This window comes from Pantoea sp. SGAir0430 (assembly GCF_043549295.1).
In genome coordinates, this window is sequence record NZ_CP039427.1 from 3524419 (window position 1) to 3541349 (window position 16931).

Here is a 16931-nt window from a genome sequence, read left to right on the forward strand (position 1 = left end):
GCACGCTTCTTGCCCTCGACTTTAGCCGATTAGGCATAAAAAGCGCCCATAAGCCAGCCGTAGAGTTGGCGATAACCTGCGCTACGACTCGGCAGTCGTCTGGATTACTCGTGGCGATTCAGAAAACATAAATTAAGTCACACTGAGAAAATCTTAAAAACAATAAGCCGAACGTCCGACTTTGGCACAAAGCGGACTTGCAACAGGGTACACCTTCTGAGAGCGCATAGTGGAAATTTGCAAGAAATCACTGACATCATAAAATTTTAATCAACGGGCAGTAGGTCTGTGAGCTTCGCCTCAGAGTTTTCCACTACCAGCAGCTTACTGCCTTATGCAGACGCACAGTCGCATGCAAAGCCGGGCATTTCATCATCAAGCGCCTGTAGTGCTAACTGCCGCTGATTTCCAGAGCGGTTCACTAAGTTAAAACACAAGGTGTGTCTCTTTCTCACTCCAGTCAAGACATGCTTGTTTTATATACAAAAACTGATTATAGGTTTTCAAATTTTGATCATTGCGTTGTTTACCGTTTGACGGTTTTGATCATTATCCAGTGATCAGAATTCATGATCATATTCTTCAGCGATGTGTTGAAAAATCATATCCAAGGCTTAATTAACATTGGGTCAAAAAGCCCAATGGGAAAGTTAAAAAGATACTGGCGGGCAGTGGTGACGTTCAAACCGTAAAAATCCGCATACTCTCTGACGTTACAATGCCTCAACCATGCATCACCGTAGTAGTTATCAAAATGCTGAGCCCAGATATTACTCATTGGCTGTCGCGACAACTGGCGATACGCTGTGCGTTGAGGAAGCTGATGCTCAAAAATGTATTCCTGAACCGTAAGCCGCTGCTGCTGGTGGAACTGCCGACGATGATAAACCCAAAACAGCACACGGATTGCTGCACCTCCACATTTATGCAGATTGTTGTACATCAAGCGTTTAGGAAGCTTATGCGCTTGTGCATATTGTTGCTGCGTTACGCCATTCAAAATCGCTTCACGACGATAATTTTGTTTGTGATATGCCCACTGGGTACGCCATGTCTCGCTCCAGAAGTTGTAATCCTTGTAATGCACGTCGCACTCTATGGCAGGCAGCAGGAAACGCTCAAACAACTCATCCAGCGTTGCAGGCAGAGCATGCAGGTGCTGCTTTCTTTGCATACGCTGTTCATCAGTCAGCGGCACAATTTCATAACCGGTTAGCCAATCAATGCCGCCTACATAAGTCTTCATCTTACGATTAAGTGAGTGAGGCAGCGAAATTTTAGCGTTTCTGCTTGTTTTGTTTTCCATCTTTATCAACTTTCAAAATATTTACAGCCAGCACGCTAACAACCATGGATTAACCAGATTAGCCGGGTAGTTACACAAATAGCGGCTTGCGGTGGACGTATTTAGGTAATACCAGCGGCAATACTGTGAAACGCTGATATTGCATGGCCAGTAATAGCGGTAATAACGCTCAAAATGACGGTGCCAGTGAGGGCTCAGTTTAGTACCAGCCACGACGCTATTACCGTCAGGCAGGCGGCCCCTGAGTGTACTAAAACGCTGCAGCGCTCGTCTGAGCGCCTTCATTGGCAGTGAGGCAGCCTTATCCAATTGTTGGCTATCTGACAAAGTTAGTGCCGTAGGCTTACCAGCAGAGTGCTCTGCGGGAGTGAAAAGCGAATCCAGCTTTCCGGGAAGAGGGCAATGCGCTTGTGCCCGATCAAAATGGGCAATCTGAGTACGTAATCGTGCAGTTTTAGTATGTTTTTCTTTTTTCAAATACGGGTAATGCCGGGTTCCGGAACGCGCGATGTCTTTAGCAATTCCTTCCTTAGAGTGCCGCTTAGCAAAGTAACTCACCCGCAGTAACAATGCGGTCATAGCCTCAGCATTGTTCTTTCGAATTAAGTAGTAACCATGCTTTGGAAACCAGACCGTTCCGCCCGTTGCTATTTTCCAGCGGCTCTCCACCAGCTTGTTAATTTTAAGAGGATGACGCACGTAGTTGCTATCAACCATCAACAGGTAATGATAATGCTGTGCTGGTGCCTGATTCTGTTCTCTTACCCAAAATACCCGAGCAAAGCTTTTGGGATACTCCTTCCTTAAAGCAGGAATCAATAGCTGATGAAAGCGGGTAATAACGCGGTTGTCAGCCGTGTATTGAGGCAGATGAAAATCATAACGGATTGCCAGAAAGCGAGAGCAACTGGCATAAGTTCTATCAACTGCCTTGAACAGAGAATTCATGATCTTCACATCCTGCTGACTCTCTTCAGGCATGACTGGCCAGAGAACATCGTCATACAGAAACTCGCCTTTAGCCCGGATATCCGGATAAACCGTACTGCGCGTAATATTATTAATTACCGGCTCCTGATGGGCTGAATCCAGACTGCCAATTTTACTGTTTATCATAGGGTTACGGATGTATCAGAATCACGGATTGATAACGATTTGATGCGCTTGTTGTTTCAAATGGTTGCATCAGCAGATAAAAAGAAAGGCTGGAAATTCCAGCCTTGCTTAGAGGTTTAGCAGCAGTTATCGAGCCACTGTTGATACTGTGTGACTGTCCAGCCCATAGTTCTGCCTGCACGTTTTTTTGGCGCAGGAAACTCACCGCTGATTACCCAGCGGTAAAGGGTGGTTCGGCTGCAATTCAGGAGATCAAGCATCTCACATATACGGATCAGACGTTGAGGGCCCGGAAGGTGACTGACAGTCGTTGATAAAGAATTGATATGTTTCATGTTAAATTTCTCGGTAGCGAATCAATATGAAACGTATCTTAAAAACCGAGAGGGTTTATGTCGTGGATACCTTAGAAAGATACCTTGGTGACCTTTGTTATCCTGCTGATTAAGATGACTTAATTTTTCTTGTTTTTTGCATCTGTCTCTTTTCAATCCGCAACTGATGAAGATCAGTCACGTCGCGTTCAAGCAGGCTAATCGATTCCCGAAGATTTTTCAGGCATTGCTCTTCACTCATTGGAAAACACCCTTCCGCTGGCCAGAATAGCGGGATCTTACTTTCGACCAACCTCAAAAGCTCTGGTGCTTTTGGCAGTAGATCTTTTGAAGAGGTGAGCCTGTTTTTATCGTACAAACTGGCTATGACAGCAATGAGAAACTCTTCCCGTTTAGCTGCATAAGTTTCGGCTTTCTCTATAGGAGCAGCCAGACGTTTTTCCAGCGCCTCAATTTTTTCTTTAAGTACCAGGTTTTCGGCTTTTATGTCCGAGCTATCTTGTTCACTTGCCAGCTCTTCTGGTCTTGCCGTATCAAGTGTAATCCCAAGCGCAGCAGTAATTTCTGTACGAAGAAAACCACAATCAGCCAGCTTATTAGTATTCATGACATCATCTCTCACTGCTCGCAGTGCTGCCTCAGCATTCGGATAGTAATCAGGGGCACCTATGTTTGGTGCGCCGTGTTTATCTAAAAGCTGAAAAAAGGCAACTGGCGGAATATCGCTCCAACGTCCATCACTAAACCAGTGAAGTGATGGCTGCACTTTTGCACTTCGATACTTTTTCAATGCCAGAAGACACAAGGCATTGTGACTTTGATCTGCGTAAAGTTGTTTAAGCTGTTCAAAAAGAGACTTAACACTGATAAAGAGTTCTGCATCTGACTGGTGCGCGAGCTGTTCTTTGCGCAGTTGCTGAATGGAATCGTCGAAACTCATAACTTGTTTTTGACCTGTAATCCTGGGATGGTTCAGATAAGGCTGTGTTGATGATTGAATCGAACGGCTGTAAGGCTTTTCGAAAACAGGAAATCAGGATTCTGGCAAACATCCAGACAGACATTTAAACCCAAGCTGCTTGCGTCACCCAGCCATTCACTTACGTCACCCACTACATCACCTGAATCGCATCCAAAGAAAAAGGAGTCAGACGATTTCTCATCTAACTCCTTGTTTTATTTGGTGGCCCCTGCTGGGCTTGAACCAGCGACCAAGCGATTATGAGTCGCCTGCTCTAACCACTGAGCTAAGGGGCCAGCGGAGCGGGGATTATAAAGTATCTCGGTGGGGCGATCCAGCGTTGCTCAATCGGTTGGTGAAAATTCCCGCAATCACTGAGTCCTTGATCTCACAGCAAAAAATCCCCGAGCCCAAGCAGAAGCGGGCAATAAGCGCCCACTGCTGTCGCGTTTTTGAGACAAGGCTTGCTGCTGCCTTGTCTCAGGATGCGCAGGTTCAGCGATAGCGCGTGGCGGGCTTATTCAGCGAGATAAATGGCAGGATGGCGCCGCGCGCCTGCTCAAAGCTGTGCCACAGGCCCATATCTTCTACCGAAGGGATGGTGATCGCTTCGCCGTCATCCAGACCGCGCAGCGCGGCGGCGACTAAGTCGTCGACCTCCATCACCATCTCTGCCGGCAGGTCATCCACCGAGCGCCCGGTGCGCTGAAAGATCTCGGTGCGCGTCAGGCCCGGCAGCAGCACCTGTACGCGTACGTTGTGGCCCGCCAGCTCACGCTGCATATTCCGCGTCAGCGAGAGCACAAAAGCTTTCGTCGCATTGTAGGCCCCGTTTGCCTGTTCGTTGACCAGCGCCAGTACCGACGCCACATTCACGATGGTGCCCGCGTTGCGGCTGCGGAAAACCTGCGCAGCCGTGTGAGAGAGCTGCGTCAGCGCCACCACGTTCAGTGCCAGCATGGTTTGCGTCTGGTCGATGCTGGCGTCGATAAACTCGCCTTCCACCGTCATGCCCGCATTGTTGATTAGCGTGGTAATACGCGTATTGTTCTGCAGCTCGCTATCAATACGCGCCAGATCCTCATGGCGCGTCAGGTCCGCGGCCAGCACGCTGACTTCAACGCCGTGCGCTTCGTGCAGCGACTGCGCCAGTGCGCTCAGACGTGCAGCATCGCGCGCCACCAGAATCAGGTCGTTGCCGCGTGCGGCCAGCTGTTTAGCGTAAGTTGCGCCGATACCGCTGGAAGCGCCGGTGATTAAAGCCAGTTGGTGTGACATGGAAAAGCCCTCTGTATGATGGTCGTCATATTGGTGTGCTGATAATATGACGACCATCATATCCATCGTCAAGCTGGAATATGACGATCGTAATAATTACACTGATTGCCATTAACGATGAGCAGGGTAACAACCGATGGAAAAGCTAAGCCATAAGGCGCGTACGCGGCAGCGCATTCTGGAAGAAGCGGCGGTGGTGATGCGCGAATGCGGCACCGAAGGCATTGGCGTGGCAGCGCTGATGAAGCGCGTTGGCCTGACGCACGGTGGGTTTTATGCGCACTTTGCCTCGCGTGAAGCGCTGGTCGAAGCGGTGATTAGCGAGATGTTTGCCGACTCGGCGCAGCGTTTTGCCGCCGTGCTGGCGATTGAGGATCCGGCTGAACGGCTGAACCAGTGGATCGATCGCTATCTGTCGGACCAGCACTGTAGCGCGCCGGGCGAGGGCTGTCCGATACCGGCGCTGGTCAGCGAAGTGGCGCATTTACCGCCGGATGCGCGGGCGCTGTTTTCAACGAAGCGCGAAGCGGTGCGGCGCCAGCTGGTGCAGGCGCTGCAGCAGCTGGGGCATGCGCAGGCGGAGAGCATCGCCAGCAGCATGCAGGCCGAAATGGTCGGTTCGCTGGCGCTGGCGCGCGCCTGCACTGACGAGGCGGAAGCGCGCCGGATGCTGGAGGTGACGCGTCAGGCAGTCAAACTGCGCGCCGGGCTGGTGACAGCATGAGCGATCACGACATCCGCGACATCATCGCACCCGATTTGCAGGTGCTGTTTTGCGGCATCAATCCGGGCAAATCTTCGGCGCATACCGGTTTTCACTTTGCGCATCCCGGCAACCGCTTCTGGAAGGTGATCCATCAGGCCGGATTCACCCGCGAACAGCTGCTGCCTGAGCAGGAACAGCGGCTGCTGGAGACCGGCTGCGGCATCACCATGCTGGTAGAGCGCCCCACCATTCAGGCCAGCGAGCTGGCGGGCGCGGAGCTGCGTGACGGCGGCGCGCGTCTGCAGGAAAAGGTGCTGCGCTTTCAGCCGCGCGCGCTGGCGGTGCTGGGTAAGGATGCGTTTCAGAAGGCGTTTCGTCAGCGCAACGTGGCATGGGGCGAGCAGCCGCAGTTGCTGGGCGAAACCCATTTATGGGTGCTGCCCAATCCCAGCGGATTAAACCGCGCTTCGCTGGAAGAGATGGTCGCCGCTTATCGCCAGCTTCATGATTGGTTACAGAATAAGGCGTGAGCTGGCTCTGTTTCATCAGGTAATAACGTTGTTCATCGTTTTGTTTCTGGCTACACCGGATGCTCCACGCAAAAAAAGGAGCAGGGAGATGAAGCAACGCACCATGGTTCTGGCGGCACTGCTGCTGACGGCGCAACCGGGCGTCCAGGCCGCAACGCTGAAGGTATTCAGTTCCGGCGGTATGTACCCGGTGATTGAAAGCCTGAAGCAGGATTATCAGCAGCAGAGCGGTGACAGCATTGAGCTGGAAGCGGCGCCGTCGATGGGTGATACGCCGCAGGCGATTCCTAATCGCCTTAAACGCCATGAAAGCGCCGATGTGCTGGTAATGGTGGATTACGCCATCAAGCCGCTGGAGCAGGCCAAATGGGTGGATAGCGCCAGCCATCAGGTGCTGGCGCACTCGTACATCGCCATGGCGGTGAAGCAGGGCACCACGCCGCCGGATATCAGTACCGTCGCGAAGTTCAAACAGGTACTGACCTCCGCCTCAAGCATCGCCGTGTCTGACAGCGCCAGCGGCAAATATATTCAGAGCAAGATGCTGGATAAGCTGCAGCTGGGCCCGAAAACGGCGGCGAAGATCACCGTGATTCCGGCCACGCCGGTGGGTGAGGCGGTCGCGCAGGGCAAAGCCGAGCTGGGCTTCCAGCAGAACAGCGAGCTGAAGGCGGTGAAAGGTATTACTATCGTGGGACTGATTCCGCCGGCGGCACAGCAGGATACGCTGTACGGTGCGGTGATCACGCGCAGCAGCCAGCAGCAGCAGGCTGCGGCGAAGTTCGTGAAATACCTGCAGAGCGACAAGGCGCGCAGCGTGATGCAGGAGAAAGGGCTGACGCCATACTGAAGACAATAAAAAACCCCGGCTAGCCGGGGTTTTTACTGACCAAAACGATTAATCGTCGAGGAAGCTACGCAGCACTTCCGAGCGGCTCGGATGGCGCAGTTTACGCAGCGCTTTGGCTTCAATCTGACGGATACGCTCACGCGTTACGTCAAACTGTTTGCCCACCTCTTCCAGCGTGTGGTCGGTATTCATATCGATACCGAAACGCATACGCAGGACTTTGGCTTCACGCGCGGTCAGGCCAGCCAGCACATCGTGGGTAGCAGAACGCAGGCTTTCCGAGGTCGCGGAATCCAGCGGCAGCTCCAGCGTGGTGTCTTCGATAAAGTCGCCCAGATGCGAATCTTCATCATCACCAATCGGCGTCTCCATGGAGATCGGCTCTTTAGCGATTTTCAGCACCTTACGGATTTTATCTTCCGGCATCAGCATGCGCTCAGCCAGCTCTTCCGGCGTTGGCTCGCGGCCCATCTCCTGCAGCATCTGGCGCGAAATACGGTTGAGTTTGTTAATGGTCTCAATCATATGCACCGGAATACGGATGGTACGCGCCTGGTCGGCGATGGAACGGGTGATAGCCTGACGGATCCACCAGGTGGCGTAAGTTGAGAACTTATAGCCACGGCGATATTCAAACTTATCCACCGCTTTCATCAGACCGATGTTGCCTTCCTGAATCAGGTCGAGGAACTGCAGGCCACGGTTGGTATACTTCTTGGCGATGGAGATCACCAGACGCAGGTTAGCCTCAACCATCTCTTTCTTCGCACGACGCGCTTTGGCTTCGCCGATCGACATACGACGGTTGATGTCTTTCACCTGCTCAATGGTCAGGCCGGTCTCTTCTTCAATCTGCAGCAGTTTCTGCAGCGAACGCATGACGTCTTCTTCCACTTCCTGCAGTTTTTCTGACCACGGCTTGTTCATGGCCAGTGCCGCTTTGAACCAGCTCTCACTGGTTTCATTACCGGTAAACAGGGTGATGAAGTTTTTCTTCGGCATTTTGCACAGTTCAACACACAGCTTCATGATCAGGCGCTCTTGCGTGCGCACGCGCTCCATCATTTCACGCATGTTGTTCACCAGGTAGTCGAACTGCTTCGGTACCAGGCGGAACTGTTTAAACACTTCAGAGAGATTGTTGATCTCGGCCACGGCGTCCGCATGGCTGCGGCCTTTGGCTTTGATCACGTTGCGCGTGGTTTCGTACTGCGTACGCAGGTCGTTAAACTTCTCGCGCGCCAGTTCCGGATCGATAGAGTTATCGTCGTCGGAGCTGTCGTCGTCGCTCTCTTCGTCTTCCTCTTCGTCGTCGTCGCGGTCTTCTTCTGACAGCTCAGAACCGACGTGGGTCGCGGTTGGCGCCAGATCTTCTTCGGCGTTCGGATCGACGAAACCGGTGATCAGGTCAGACAGGCGTGACTCGCCCGCTTCAACGCGATCGTACTGATCGAGCAGGTAGGTGATTGCTTCCGGGTATTCGGCGACAGAGCATTGCACCTGGTTGATACCGTCTTCGATACGCTTGGCGATGTCGATTTCGCCTTCGCGCGTCAGCAGCTCAACGGTACCCATTTCACGCATGTACATGCGTACCGGGTCGGTGGTACGGCCAATTTCAGATTCAACGCTGGATAATACCTGAGCGGCAGCTTCCGCGGCATCTTCGTCAGTATCGGTGCTGTTTTCATTCAGCATCAGATCATCGGCATCCGGGGCTTCTTCCACCACCTGAATACCCATATCGTTGATCATTTGGATGATGTCTTCGATCTGATCGGAGTCGACGATATCTTCCGGCAGATGGTCATTGACCTCAGCATAGGTCAGATAGCCCTGCTCCTTACCACGGGTGACAAGCAGCTTAAGCTGTGACTGCGGGTTTTGCTCCATAAGACGGTATCCACACTTCTGTTAATTAGATTGGTGTCGGTCGGCAGCGAGCCAACTATAACAGTGAAGGCGTTGTATTTTTGCCGCTGCCTTCAACGCGGCCAGGGCTTTGGCCCATCGTAAATCGGCACTTAAGCCGCTTAATATTCTGTCCGGCGCTAACTTACTTGCCATTTTCAATGCTGGCAGTGCTCGCAATCCCTCACGTACGCCAGTACGCTCCGGTTGCTGCGCGCTGGCAGCTTGAAACTGACAGCGACGTTAACGCCTATGGTATGTATGCATTGCTTCCGGCTTCGCTTACAGCGTCCATAAACCAGAAACATCAGGCAAGAACGGCGGCGTTATCAGCCTTCATCATTCTGACCCGGTAAAATCTTATTTTTTGGCTAATGCCTGGCTTAATGCCCAGAATTCACGGCGTTCGGCGGCGCTCAGGCCTTCCGTCCGGTCGCGCGCAATGAGTGCTTCGAGGCGCTGCTCCAGCGCAGCATCATAGATGCTTGCCAGCGAGTCCTGGAACACTTCTTCCGCTTCGTCATCTACGATCATGTGGTTCCAGGTGGCCAGTGTTTCAAGGGGCTGGCTAAATTCTGTCCCGCGATATAACTCTAGTAGCTGTCCGGTGGTCAGGCCAGGATTCTCAGTACAACGGCGGACTAACTCCACAAACAGTGGCAATCCCGCTAATTTAGACTGCTCCAGCCCGTCCAGCGCAGGCACGATGGCGGCAAATTGCGGATTCTGCACCAGCAACGCAATCAGCACGCGCATGGTGGTGCGTTTCATCGGCGGCGCCACCGGCGCGGTACCGCTTTCCGCCTGCTTCGGCATCAGCTTGTCTAACTGGTTATCGTCCAGAATGCCGAGTTTATTACCCAGCGTCTGACGCATATAAATCCGCAGCGTTTCGCCCGGAATCTGGCTAATCAGCGGCAGCGCCAGCGTCGCCAGCTTGGTACGGCCGTCGCGCGTACTCAGATCCACCTGCGGCATCAGGCTGTCGAACAGAAACGTGGAGAGCGGCATGGCCTGCTCCATCCGTGCTTCGAACGCTGTTTTGCCCTCTTTACGCACCAGGGTATCCGGGTCTTCGCCGTCGGGCAAAAACATAAAGCGTAGCTGACGACCGTCATTCATGTAAGGCAATGCGGTTTCCAGCGCACGCCATGCAGCTTCACGACCGGCGCGGTCGCCGTCGTAGCAGCAGATCACGTTATCGGTCGAGCGGAACAAAAGCTGGATATGTTCCGCCGTGGTCGAGGTGCCCAGCGAGGCGACAGCATAATCAATGCCGAACTGCGCCAGCGCAACCACGTCCATATAGCCTTCCACCACCAGCAGACGCGCCGGTTGCGGATGATTTTTTTGCGCTTCATACAGGCCGTACAGCTGGCGGCCTTTATGGAAAATCGGTGTTTCCGGTGAGTTCAGGTACTTGGGCGTATCGTTGCCCAGCACGCGGCCCCCAAAACCAATCACGCGTCCGCGCTTGTCGCGAATCGGAAACATCACGCGATCGCGGAAACGATCGTAGGTGCGGCCGCTGTCATTGCTGACCAGCATGCCCGCTTCCATCAGCGATTCACGATCTTCTTTCTGCTGACCGAAACGCTTCAGCACGTTGTCCCAGCCGGCTGGCGCATAGCCAATGGCAAAGTGATCGATCACCTGCTGGCTCAGACCGCGTGTGGCGAGATACTGTTGTGCTGATTTCGCCTGCGGATTACGCAGGCTCTGCTGATAAAAGCTGTCTAAACCTTCCAGCAGCTGATACAGGCTCTGGCGCTGGTGGCGCTCCATCGGGCTCGGACCGTTGCCCGCTTCGTACGGCACTTCTAAGCCGTGCTGCGTGGCAAGTTCCTCTACGCTCTCGACGAAATCCAGACGATCGTGATTCATCAGGAAGTCGATAGCGTTGCCTTTGGCACCACAACCAAAGCAGTAGTAGAACTGCTTTTCGCCGCTTACGGTGAAAGAGGGGGTTTTTTCGTTATGGAAAGGACAGCACGCGTGATAGTTCTTACCCTGCTTTTTCAGCTTAACGCGGGCATCGATAAGATCCACGATGTCCGTGCGGGCAAGTAAATCATTGATAAATACGCGTGGAATTCGTCCAGCCATAAGCCCCGGTTTTTCAGCTCATAAACGGCAACAAGCCGCGCTTCCTTTCGGAAAGCACGGCCTCTTACTTGACTCTGTCTGCGTTTAACACGCGGCGGAAGCGAACTTCCGAAAAGAAATTAGTACAGACGAGTGCGGCGTGCGTTTTCGCGAGCCAGTTTCTTGGCGTGACGCTTAACAGCAGACGCTTTAGCGCGCTTACGTTCAGTCGTTGGTTTTTCATAGAACTCACGACGACGAACTTCAGCCAGAACGCCTGCTTTCTCGCAGGAACGCTTGAAGCGACGCAGTGCTACGTCGAATGGCTCGTTTTCACGTACTTTAATTACCGGCATGTAACTCTCACCTCGATAAAATTCGGTTTTTGCTGCTGACTGCGGCGCCAGCACTTTTCAAAATGGTGCAGCATTTTACTCCAGGCGCGGCTGGCTTGTAAAGCACCATGGACAATTTAGAACCAACAGGAGCGTTTGCCTGTGCGGCTGCCGGTTTTTTCAGGCCGTGGAGTATAGCGCACTCTTTGCGCGACAGAAAAACACTTTTTCGCGTGCGGAAGGGCGCAGGCGTCAGCCGGCCTGTGCTACACTGCGCGCCGCAAGAAGAGGGTGATAAAGCTATGCGAGTTCTGGGTATTGAAACGTCCTGCGATGAAACCGGCATCGCGATTTATGACGATGCGTCCGGTCTGCTGGCGAATCAATTATATAGCCAGGTGAAATTACATGCCGATTACGGTGGCGTGGTGCCGGAACTGGCCTCGCGCGATCACGTGCGGAAAACCGTGCCGCTGATCCAGGCCGCGCTGAAACAGGCGGGCTTGCAGGCCGGAGAGATTGACGCCGTGGCGTACACCGCCGGTCCCGGCCTGGTCGGTGCGCTGCTGGTTGGCGCCACCATTGGTCGCGCGCTGGCGTTCGCCTGGAACGTGCCGGCGGTGCCGGTGCATCACATGGAAGGCCATCTGCTGGCGCCGATGCTGGAAGACAACCCACCGGCATTCCCGTTCGTGGCACTGCTGGTCTCCGGCGGCCACACGCAGCTGATCAGCGTCACCGGCATTGGTGAATATACGCTGCTGGGTGAATCGATTGACGATGCCGCCGGGGAAGCGTTCGATAAAACCGCCAAGCTGCTGGGGCTGGATTATCCGGGCGGCCCGATGCTGTCGCGCATGGCGCAGCAGGGCACACCGGATCGCTTTAAGTTCCCGCGTCCGATGACCGATCGTCCGGGACTGGACTTTAGCTTCTCCGGCCTGAAAACCTTCGCAGCGAATACCATTCGCGAACATGACGGTGACGAACAGGCGCGTGCCGATATTGCCCGCGCCTTTGAAGATGCGGTAGTGGACACGCTGATGATCAAATGCAAGCGTGCGCTGGAGCAGACCGGCTTCAAACGCCTGGTGATTGCCGGCGGCGTGAGCGCCAACCGCACGCTGCGCGAACGCATGGCAACCATGATGAGCGCGCGCGGCGGCGAGGTGTTTTATGCCCGTCCGGAGTTCTGCACTGACAACGGCGCGATGATTGCCTATGCCGGCATGGTGCGGCTGAAAGGCGGCACGCGCGGTGAGCTGGGTGTCAGCGTGCGGCCACGCTGGCCACTGGCGGAATTACCGGCCATCTGATAATAAAAAACCGGCTGCGCGCCGGTTTTTTTATTTCTTCTTTTTACGCTTCCACACGCGGTTTTCCTGACCGCGCCACAGGCGCTGAATATTGTCGTGATGGCGCAGCAAAATCAGGCATGACAGCATCGACACCGGAAAGGTGAACTGCGGCTTAAACCACCATACGTAAAACGGGGCAATCAACGCGCTGACGATCGCGCCCAGCGATGAGTAGCCGCTGAGCAGCACCGTCAGCAGCCAGGTGCCGGTCATCAGGCCGGTCAGGTCCCAGCCAATCGGCGCGATGGCTCCAAACGCGGTGGCCACACCTTTACCGCCGCGAAAGCGGAAAAACACCGGATAGATATGGCCGAGGCAGGCGGCGATGGCCGTGAGACCAAGATACATCGGCGTGACGTGCAGCCACCAGGCGATCCATACCGGCACCATTCCCTTCGCCACGTCGAAAATCAGTACCGCGGCAGCGGCGGCTTTACCGCCAATACGTAACACGTTGGTGGCGCCTGGATTGCCAGAGCCTGCGCTGCGGGGATCGGGTAAACCAGCGAGTTTACAAACCAGGATCGCACTGGAAATCGAGCCGCAAAGATACGCGAAAATAATCATACCAAGCGCGATAGCACTCATAGCTTCGTACCGTTCCTTTTGGGTCGTTTTGTTCTCGATAAGCGTGGATAATACGCATAATCCGCCGGAAGTGGTATCCGGCTAAGCCAAAAACAGAGAGTGACATCATGGATATCGTATTTATAGAACAACTCACCGTGTTCACCACCATTGGCGTTTACGACTGGGAACAGGGCATGCAGCAGAAGCTGGTGCTCGATGTCGAAATGGCGTGGGACAACCGTCAGGCGGCGGTGAGCGACGATGTGAACCACTGTCTGAGCTACGCCGATGTCACCGAAGCAATCCTCAGTCATCTGCAGGGGCAGCGTTTTGCGTTGGTCGAACGGGTGGCGGAAGAAATCGCCGATCTGTTGATGAATCGTTTCAAAACGCCCGGAGTACGCGTGAAGGTAGGTAAACCGGGGGCTGTCGCCCAGGCGGCGAGCGTGGGCGTGAGAATTGAGCGCGGGACTATTCCTAAATAAATCCTGCGTGATTGCCATCACAATGAAACCAAACCAAATTATGGTGTGTCTCAGTGGAGGCCGCTGCGCTGATGAAGGGGAAGTGACCGAAATCCTTAAGGTTTCCTTCAGCAAGGTGCAGGCATAATTTCAGGCGGTAGCGGTGCGCGACCGCCTTTTTACTGTTTAAAACGGATAGAGGGTAAAATTTGATGGCAGACATTCATCAGCTATGGGTAGCTGCAATCCTGGGGGTTGTGGAAGGCCTTACGGAGTTCCTGCCGGTCTCATCCACAGGCCACATGATTATTGTTGGCCATTTGCTGGGGTTCGAGGGTGAGAAGGCGGAAACCTTTGAAGTGGTGATCCAGCTGGGCTCAATCCTCGCCGTAGTCGTGATGTTCTGGCGCCGGCTGTTTGGCCTGATCGGCATTCACTTCGGCCAGGAGCGCCACGAAGGCGTCGGCAGCGGAAAACTGACGCTGATTCACATCCTGCTGGGTATGGTGCCGGCAGTGGTGATTGGCCTGGTGCTGCATGACCAGATTAAAACCCTGTTTAACCCGATCAACGTGATGTACGCGCTGGTGGTGGGCGGTGTGCTGCTGCTGGCGGCGGAATATCTCAAGCCAAAGCAGCCGAAAGCGGTGGGCATTGATGACATCACCTATCGCCAGGCATTTATGATTGGCTGCTTCCAGTGTCTGGCGCTGTGGCCGGGCTTCTCGCGTTCCGGCGCCACCATCTCCGGCGGTATGCTGATGGGCGTCAGCCGCTATGCGGCGTCCGAGTTTTCCTTCATCCTCGCGGTACCGATGATGATCGGTGCTACCGGACTCGATCTCTACAAGAGCATGGGCTTCCTGACGATGCAGGATTTCCCGATGTTTGCCGTGGGCTTCGTGACCGCCTTTATTGTCGCGCTGCTGGCGATCAAAGTGTTCCTTGAGCTGATCAAACGTATCTCGTTTGTGTCGTTTGCCATCTACCGCTTTATCGTCGCGGCAGCGGTTTACGCCATCTTTATGTAATGCGTGAGGCGCGGCCGGTTACGCTGGCCGCGCGTCGATTAACCCTTCCTGCAACGCCAGCACGCGCCGACGCGTCAGCTCTTCCCGCACCGCCGCGCCTGTGAAACCGGCCTCCACCACCGCTTTAGTGGGCACCGCCTGCGCCAGCGCAAACGCGCGCCGCAGATAATCGCCCTGCGGATAAGCCATGCTCTCCAGCGTCGTGCGCCCGCGAGCGTCGGCTTCGCTGGTCAGTGCCATCTTTTCCACGCGATCGGGCTTGCGCCAGGCGTCGATGCGGTCAAACAACGCTACCAGCGCGTCAGCCGGCTGGCGTTCAATGGTGTGCACCACATCGTGAAACTCCGTCACCACCAGGGCCAGATCGCGCACCTGATTCGGCACGCGCAGTCGCTGGCACAGCGCTTCAACAATCGGTACACCGGCCGGGCCGTGACCATGATGGCTCGGCCACTTCTCTGGCGGCGTCAGCGCTTTACCCACATCGTGGAACAGCGTGGCGAAGCGCACGTCAAGCTGGTCGGAGAGCGCTGCGGCCATGGTCAGCGTCATCAGCGCGTGGACGCCGGTATCGATCTCCGGATGCCACTTAACGGGGGCCGGAATGCCGTACAGGTTGTCGATTTCCGGGAACAGCACCTGCAATGCATCGCAGTCGCGCAGCAGCTGGAAATAGACCTGAGGATTGCGCGTCAGCAGCGCTTTTTCCGTCTCTTTCCACACCCGCTCTGCGGTGAGGTGCGCCAGTTCACCGCTGTGCGCCATCTCGCGCATCAGCGCCTGGGTTTCAGGTGCCACGCGGAAATTGAGGTGGGCGAAACGGGCAGCAAAACGCGCCACGCGCAGCACGCGCAGCGGATCTTCATTAAAAGCTGCCGACACGTGACGCAGGGTGCGCTGCTGCAAATCCTGCTGGCCGTGATAAGGGTCGATCAGCGTGCCGTCAGCAGCCTGCGCGATGGCATTGATGGTCAGATCGCGACGCTGTAAATCCTGCTCCAGCGTCACGTCCGGCGCGAACTGGGTCACGAAGCCGGTATAACCGTTGCCGCTTTTGCGTTCGGTGCGCGCCAGCGCATACTCTTCGCGGCTTTCAGGATGTAAAAAAACCGGAAAATCCCGGCCCACCTGCTGATAGCCCTGCGCCAGCATGCTGTCGGGCGTTGCGCCCACCACCACCCAATCTCTATCTTTTACCGGCAAACGCAGTAAGGCATCACGCACTGCGCCACCGACCAGAAACGTCTTCACTCAACCACTCCAGAGGCAATCCACTTTTGCGTGCTGCGCACGCTTGTTACGTTATTGTTGCATACTTTGGCGAAAAAGCGGGCATGCCAAAAGGGGCATCTTACGATCCCCTCCAGGCAAACCACAAATGGCGTGGCGGCTTTAATTCATCCAGCGATCGTTTTTCTTGCGGCGCGGCACCATGTGCGGCAGCAGCAGACCGAGCAGCAGACCGACGCCGAGCACGCCGCCGCCATACATAAACCACTGCATGATGATGGTGCGCTGTTTGTCATCCAGCTGAACGTTAGCGGCGCTGACCTTCTTCTGCGCCACAATCAGCTCGTTGCGCAGCTTCTGATTCTCTTCTTTCAGGCCGTTGATGGTGCCGTCGCTGTTGGCCACCTTGTTCTGCATCTCTGACGTACGCTGATTCCAGCTGTTATCAATGTTCGCCAGTTTGTCGGTCAGCTCTTTGACCTGTTGCTCCAGCTGCGGCACGCGGGTGCGCAGGCTGGGAGAGGCGCTGAGCTGCGACAGCGGAATCCAGTTAGTTTTGCCTTCTGCATCGCGGATTTGCGCGTACTGCGAGTCATTATTGGTTTGCAGCAGCGTGACTTCCTCCCCGGCATTCAGCTTGCCAACCAGGCGATACTGATCGCCAGGGCCGCTGCGTACCCAGGTGGATAATTCGTCGGAGATGTAACGTTTTTCATCGGCCGCGTGGGCCGGTGCGATGGCGCTGAAAGCCAGCAAAGAGAGAGCGGCAAGTGTGATTTTTTTCATTCGATATCGTTTTTTCATGATGGGCGTAAATTTACCGGCACAGTCTGGAGTCGCTTCGCATAAATCTGAATGAGAACTA

The 16931-nt window shown here is 54.7% G+C and carries 17 protein-coding genes and 1 tRNA gene; 6 read left to right on the plus strand and 12 right to left on the minus strand.

What is annotated here, in order from left to right; all coding sequences use genetic code 11:
* Window positions 1-601 precede the first annotated feature (601 nt).
* The 6 genes from E7738_RS16640 to E7738_RS16665 form a co-directional block, all read right to left on the minus strand.
* Entirely contained in the window at window positions 602-1306 is a 705-nt protein-coding gene (locus tag E7738_RS16640) for a hypothetical protein (RefSeq protein ID WP_394515839.1), read from the minus strand.
* 21 nt (window positions 1307-1327) lie between these two features.
* Window positions 1328-2422 (minus strand): YagK/YfjJ domain-containing protein, encoded by a 1095-nt coding sequence (locus E7738_RS16645; protein ID WP_394515840.1) that lies wholly within the window; start codon window positions 2420-2422, stop codon window positions 1328-1330.
* A 116-nt stretch (window positions 2423-2538) separates the two neighbouring features.
* Entirely contained in the window at window positions 2539-2757 is a 219-nt protein-coding gene (locus E7738_RS16650; RefSeq protein ID WP_071994876.1) for a helix-turn-helix transcriptional regulator, read from the minus strand.
* A gap of 109 nt (window positions 2758-2866) precedes the next feature.
* Complete coding sequence (locus E7738_RS16655) at window positions 2867-3697, minus strand: hypothetical protein (protein ID WP_394515841.1); 831 nt, start codon at window positions 3695-3697, stop codon at window positions 2867-2869.
* A gap of 241 nt (window positions 3698-3938) precedes the next feature.
* Window positions 3939-4014 (minus strand) — tRNA-Ile (locus tag E7738_RS16660).
* Between the two features lie 199 nt (window positions 4015-4213).
* Window positions 4214-4996 (minus strand): SDR family NAD(P)-dependent oxidoreductase, encoded by a 783-nt coding sequence (locus E7738_RS16665; protein ID WP_394515842.1) that lies wholly within the window; start codon window positions 4994-4996, stop codon window positions 4214-4216.
* A gap of 136 nt (window positions 4997-5132) precedes the next feature.
* Between E7738_RS16665 and E7738_RS16670 the strand changes: the two genes are divergently transcribed.
* The 3 genes from E7738_RS16670 (at window position 5133) to E7738_RS16680 (ending at window position 7082) form a co-directional block, all read left to right on the plus strand.
* The gene (locus E7738_RS16670) at window positions 5133-5720 is read left to right on the plus strand and encodes a TetR/AcrR family transcriptional regulator (RefSeq protein ID WP_394515843.1); all 588 of its coding nucleotides are present in this window, start codon (window positions 5133-5135) and stop codon (window positions 5718-5720) included.
* Window positions 5717-6232, plus strand: a complete 516-nt coding sequence (gene mug, locus E7738_RS16675; RefSeq protein WP_372771781.1) for a G/U mismatch-specific DNA glycosylase — start codon at window positions 5717-5719, stop codon at window positions 6230-6232. Before E7738_RS16670 ends, mug begins: the two co-directional genes overlap by 4 nt.
* A gap of 88 nt (window positions 6233-6320) precedes the next feature.
* The gene (locus tag E7738_RS16680; protein ID WP_394515845.1) at window positions 6321-7082 is read left to right on the plus strand and encodes a substrate-binding domain-containing protein; all 762 of its coding nucleotides are present in this window, start codon (window positions 6321-6323) and stop codon (window positions 7080-7082) included.
* A gap of 48 nt (window positions 7083-7130) precedes the next feature.
* On the opposite strand, the gene rpoD is transcribed toward E7738_RS16680, so the two are convergent.
* From rpoD to rpsU, 3 genes are all read right to left on the minus strand, one after another.
* Window positions 7131-8975 (minus strand): RNA polymerase sigma factor RpoD, encoded by a 1845-nt coding sequence (gene rpoD, locus E7738_RS16685; protein WP_058759769.1) that lies wholly within the window; start codon window positions 8973-8975, stop codon window positions 7131-7133.
* 378 nt (window positions 8976-9353) lie between these two features.
* Window positions 9354-11099, minus strand: coding sequence for a DNA primase (gene dnaG, locus E7738_RS16690; RefSeq protein WP_241798749.1), 1746 nt, complete (start codon window positions 11097-11099; stop codon window positions 9354-9356).
* 119 nt (window positions 11100-11218) lie between these two features.
* Window positions 11219-11434: a 30S ribosomal protein S21 gene (gene rpsU, locus E7738_RS16695; RefSeq protein ID WP_001144069.1), complete on the minus strand. Its 216-nt coding sequence runs from the start codon at window positions 11432-11434 to the stop codon at window positions 11219-11221.
* Window positions 11435-11715: 281 nt separating this feature from the next.
* Here rpsU and tsaD point away from each other — a divergent pair, with 281 nt between their 5' ends.
* Window positions 11716-12729, plus strand: coding sequence for a tRNA (adenosine(37)-N6)-threonylcarbamoyltransferase complex transferase subunit TsaD (tsaD, locus tag E7738_RS16700; RefSeq protein WP_031280133.1), 1014 nt, complete (start codon window positions 11716-11718; stop codon window positions 12727-12729).
* A 30-nt stretch (window positions 12730-12759) separates the two neighbouring features.
* On the opposite strand, the gene plsY is transcribed toward tsaD, so the two are convergent.
* Window positions 12760-13359, minus strand: coding sequence for a glycerol-3-phosphate 1-O-acyltransferase PlsY (plsY, locus tag E7738_RS16705; RefSeq protein WP_021509626.1), 600 nt, complete (start codon window positions 13357-13359; stop codon window positions 12760-12762).
* 107 nt (window positions 13360-13466) lie between these two features.
* On the opposite strand from plsY, the gene folB reads away from it, so the two are divergent.
* Window positions 13467-13826 (plus strand): bifunctional dihydroneopterin aldolase/7,8-dihydroneopterin epimerase, encoded by a 360-nt coding sequence (gene folB / locus E7738_RS16710; protein ID WP_021509625.1) that lies wholly within the window; start codon window positions 13467-13469, stop codon window positions 13824-13826.
* A 191-nt stretch (window positions 13827-14017) separates the two neighbouring features.
* On the plus strand, window positions 14018-14836 hold the full coding sequence (bacA, locus tag E7738_RS16715; protein WP_031280132.1) for an undecaprenyl-diphosphate phosphatase: 819 nt from the start codon (window positions 14018-14020) through the stop codon (window positions 14834-14836).
* Between the two features lie 18 nt (window positions 14837-14854).
* On the opposite strand, the gene E7738_RS16720 is transcribed toward bacA, so the two are convergent.
* Window positions 14855-16087, minus strand: a complete 1233-nt coding sequence (locus tag E7738_RS16720) for a multifunctional CCA addition/repair protein (RefSeq protein WP_021509623.1) — start codon at window positions 16085-16087, stop codon at window positions 14855-14857.
* 141 nt (window positions 16088-16228) lie between these two features.
* Window positions 16229-16852: a TIGR04211 family SH3 domain-containing protein gene (locus E7738_RS16725; RefSeq protein WP_010618709.1), complete on the minus strand. Its 624-nt coding sequence runs from the start codon at window positions 16850-16852 to the stop codon at window positions 16229-16231.
* Window positions 16853-16931 lie beyond the last annotated feature (79 nt).

Bases quoted from the DNA above. Each gene is read 5' to 3' on its own strand.
- E7738_RS16640 (WP_394515839.1), bottom strand. From the start codon at position 1,306: ATGGAAAACAAAACAAGCAGAAACGCTAAAATTTCGCTGCCTCACTCA.
- E7738_RS16645 (WP_394515840.1), bottom strand. From the start codon at position 2,422: ATGATAAACAGTAAAATTGGCAGTCTGGATTCAGCCCATCAGGAGCCG.
- E7738_RS16650 (WP_071994876.1), bottom strand. From the start codon at position 2,757: ATGAAACATATCAATTCTTTATCAACGACTGTCAGTCACCTTCCGGGC.
- E7738_RS16655 (WP_394515841.1), bottom strand. From the start codon at position 3,697: ATGAGTTTCGACGATTCCATTCAGCAACTGCGCAAAGAACAGCTCGCG.
- E7738_RS16665 (WP_394515842.1), bottom strand. From the start codon at position 4,996: ATGTCACACCAACTGGCTTTAATCACCGGCGCTTCCAGCGGTATCGGC.
- E7738_RS16670 (WP_394515843.1), top strand. From the start codon at position 5,133: ATGGAAAAGCTAAGCCATAAGGCGCGTACGCGGCAGCGCATTCTGGAA.
- mug (WP_372771781.1), top strand. From the start codon at position 5,717: ATGAGCGATCACGACATCCGCGACATCATCGCACCCGATTTGCAGGTG.
- E7738_RS16680 (WP_394515845.1), top strand. From the start codon at position 6,321: ATGAAGCAACGCACCATGGTTCTGGCGGCACTGCTGCTGACGGCGCAA.
- rpoD (WP_058759769.1), bottom strand. From the start codon at position 8,975: ATGGAGCAAAACCCGCAGTCACAGCTTAAGCTGCTTGTCACCCGTGGT.
- dnaG (WP_241798749.1), bottom strand. From the start codon at position 11,099: ATGGCTGGACGAATTCCACGCGTATTTATCAATGATTTACTTGCCCGC.
- rpsU (WP_001144069.1), bottom strand. From the start codon at position 11,434: ATGCCGGTAATTAAAGTACGTGAAAACGAGCCATTCGACGTAGCACTG.
- tsaD (WP_031280133.1), top strand. From the start codon at position 11,716: ATGCGAGTTCTGGGTATTGAAACGTCCTGCGATGAAACCGGCATCGCG.
- plsY (WP_021509626.1), bottom strand. From the start codon at position 13,359: ATGAGTGCTATCGCGCTTGGTATGATTATTTTCGCGTATCTTTGCGGC.
- folB (WP_021509625.1), top strand. From the start codon at position 13,467: ATGGATATCGTATTTATAGAACAACTCACCGTGTTCACCACCATTGGC.
- bacA (WP_031280132.1), top strand. From the start codon at position 14,018: ATGGCAGACATTCATCAGCTATGGGTAGCTGCAATCCTGGGGGTTGTG.
- E7738_RS16725 (WP_010618709.1), bottom strand. From the start codon at position 16,852: ATGAAAAAAATCACACTTGCCGCTCTCTCTTTGCTGGCTTTCAGCGCC.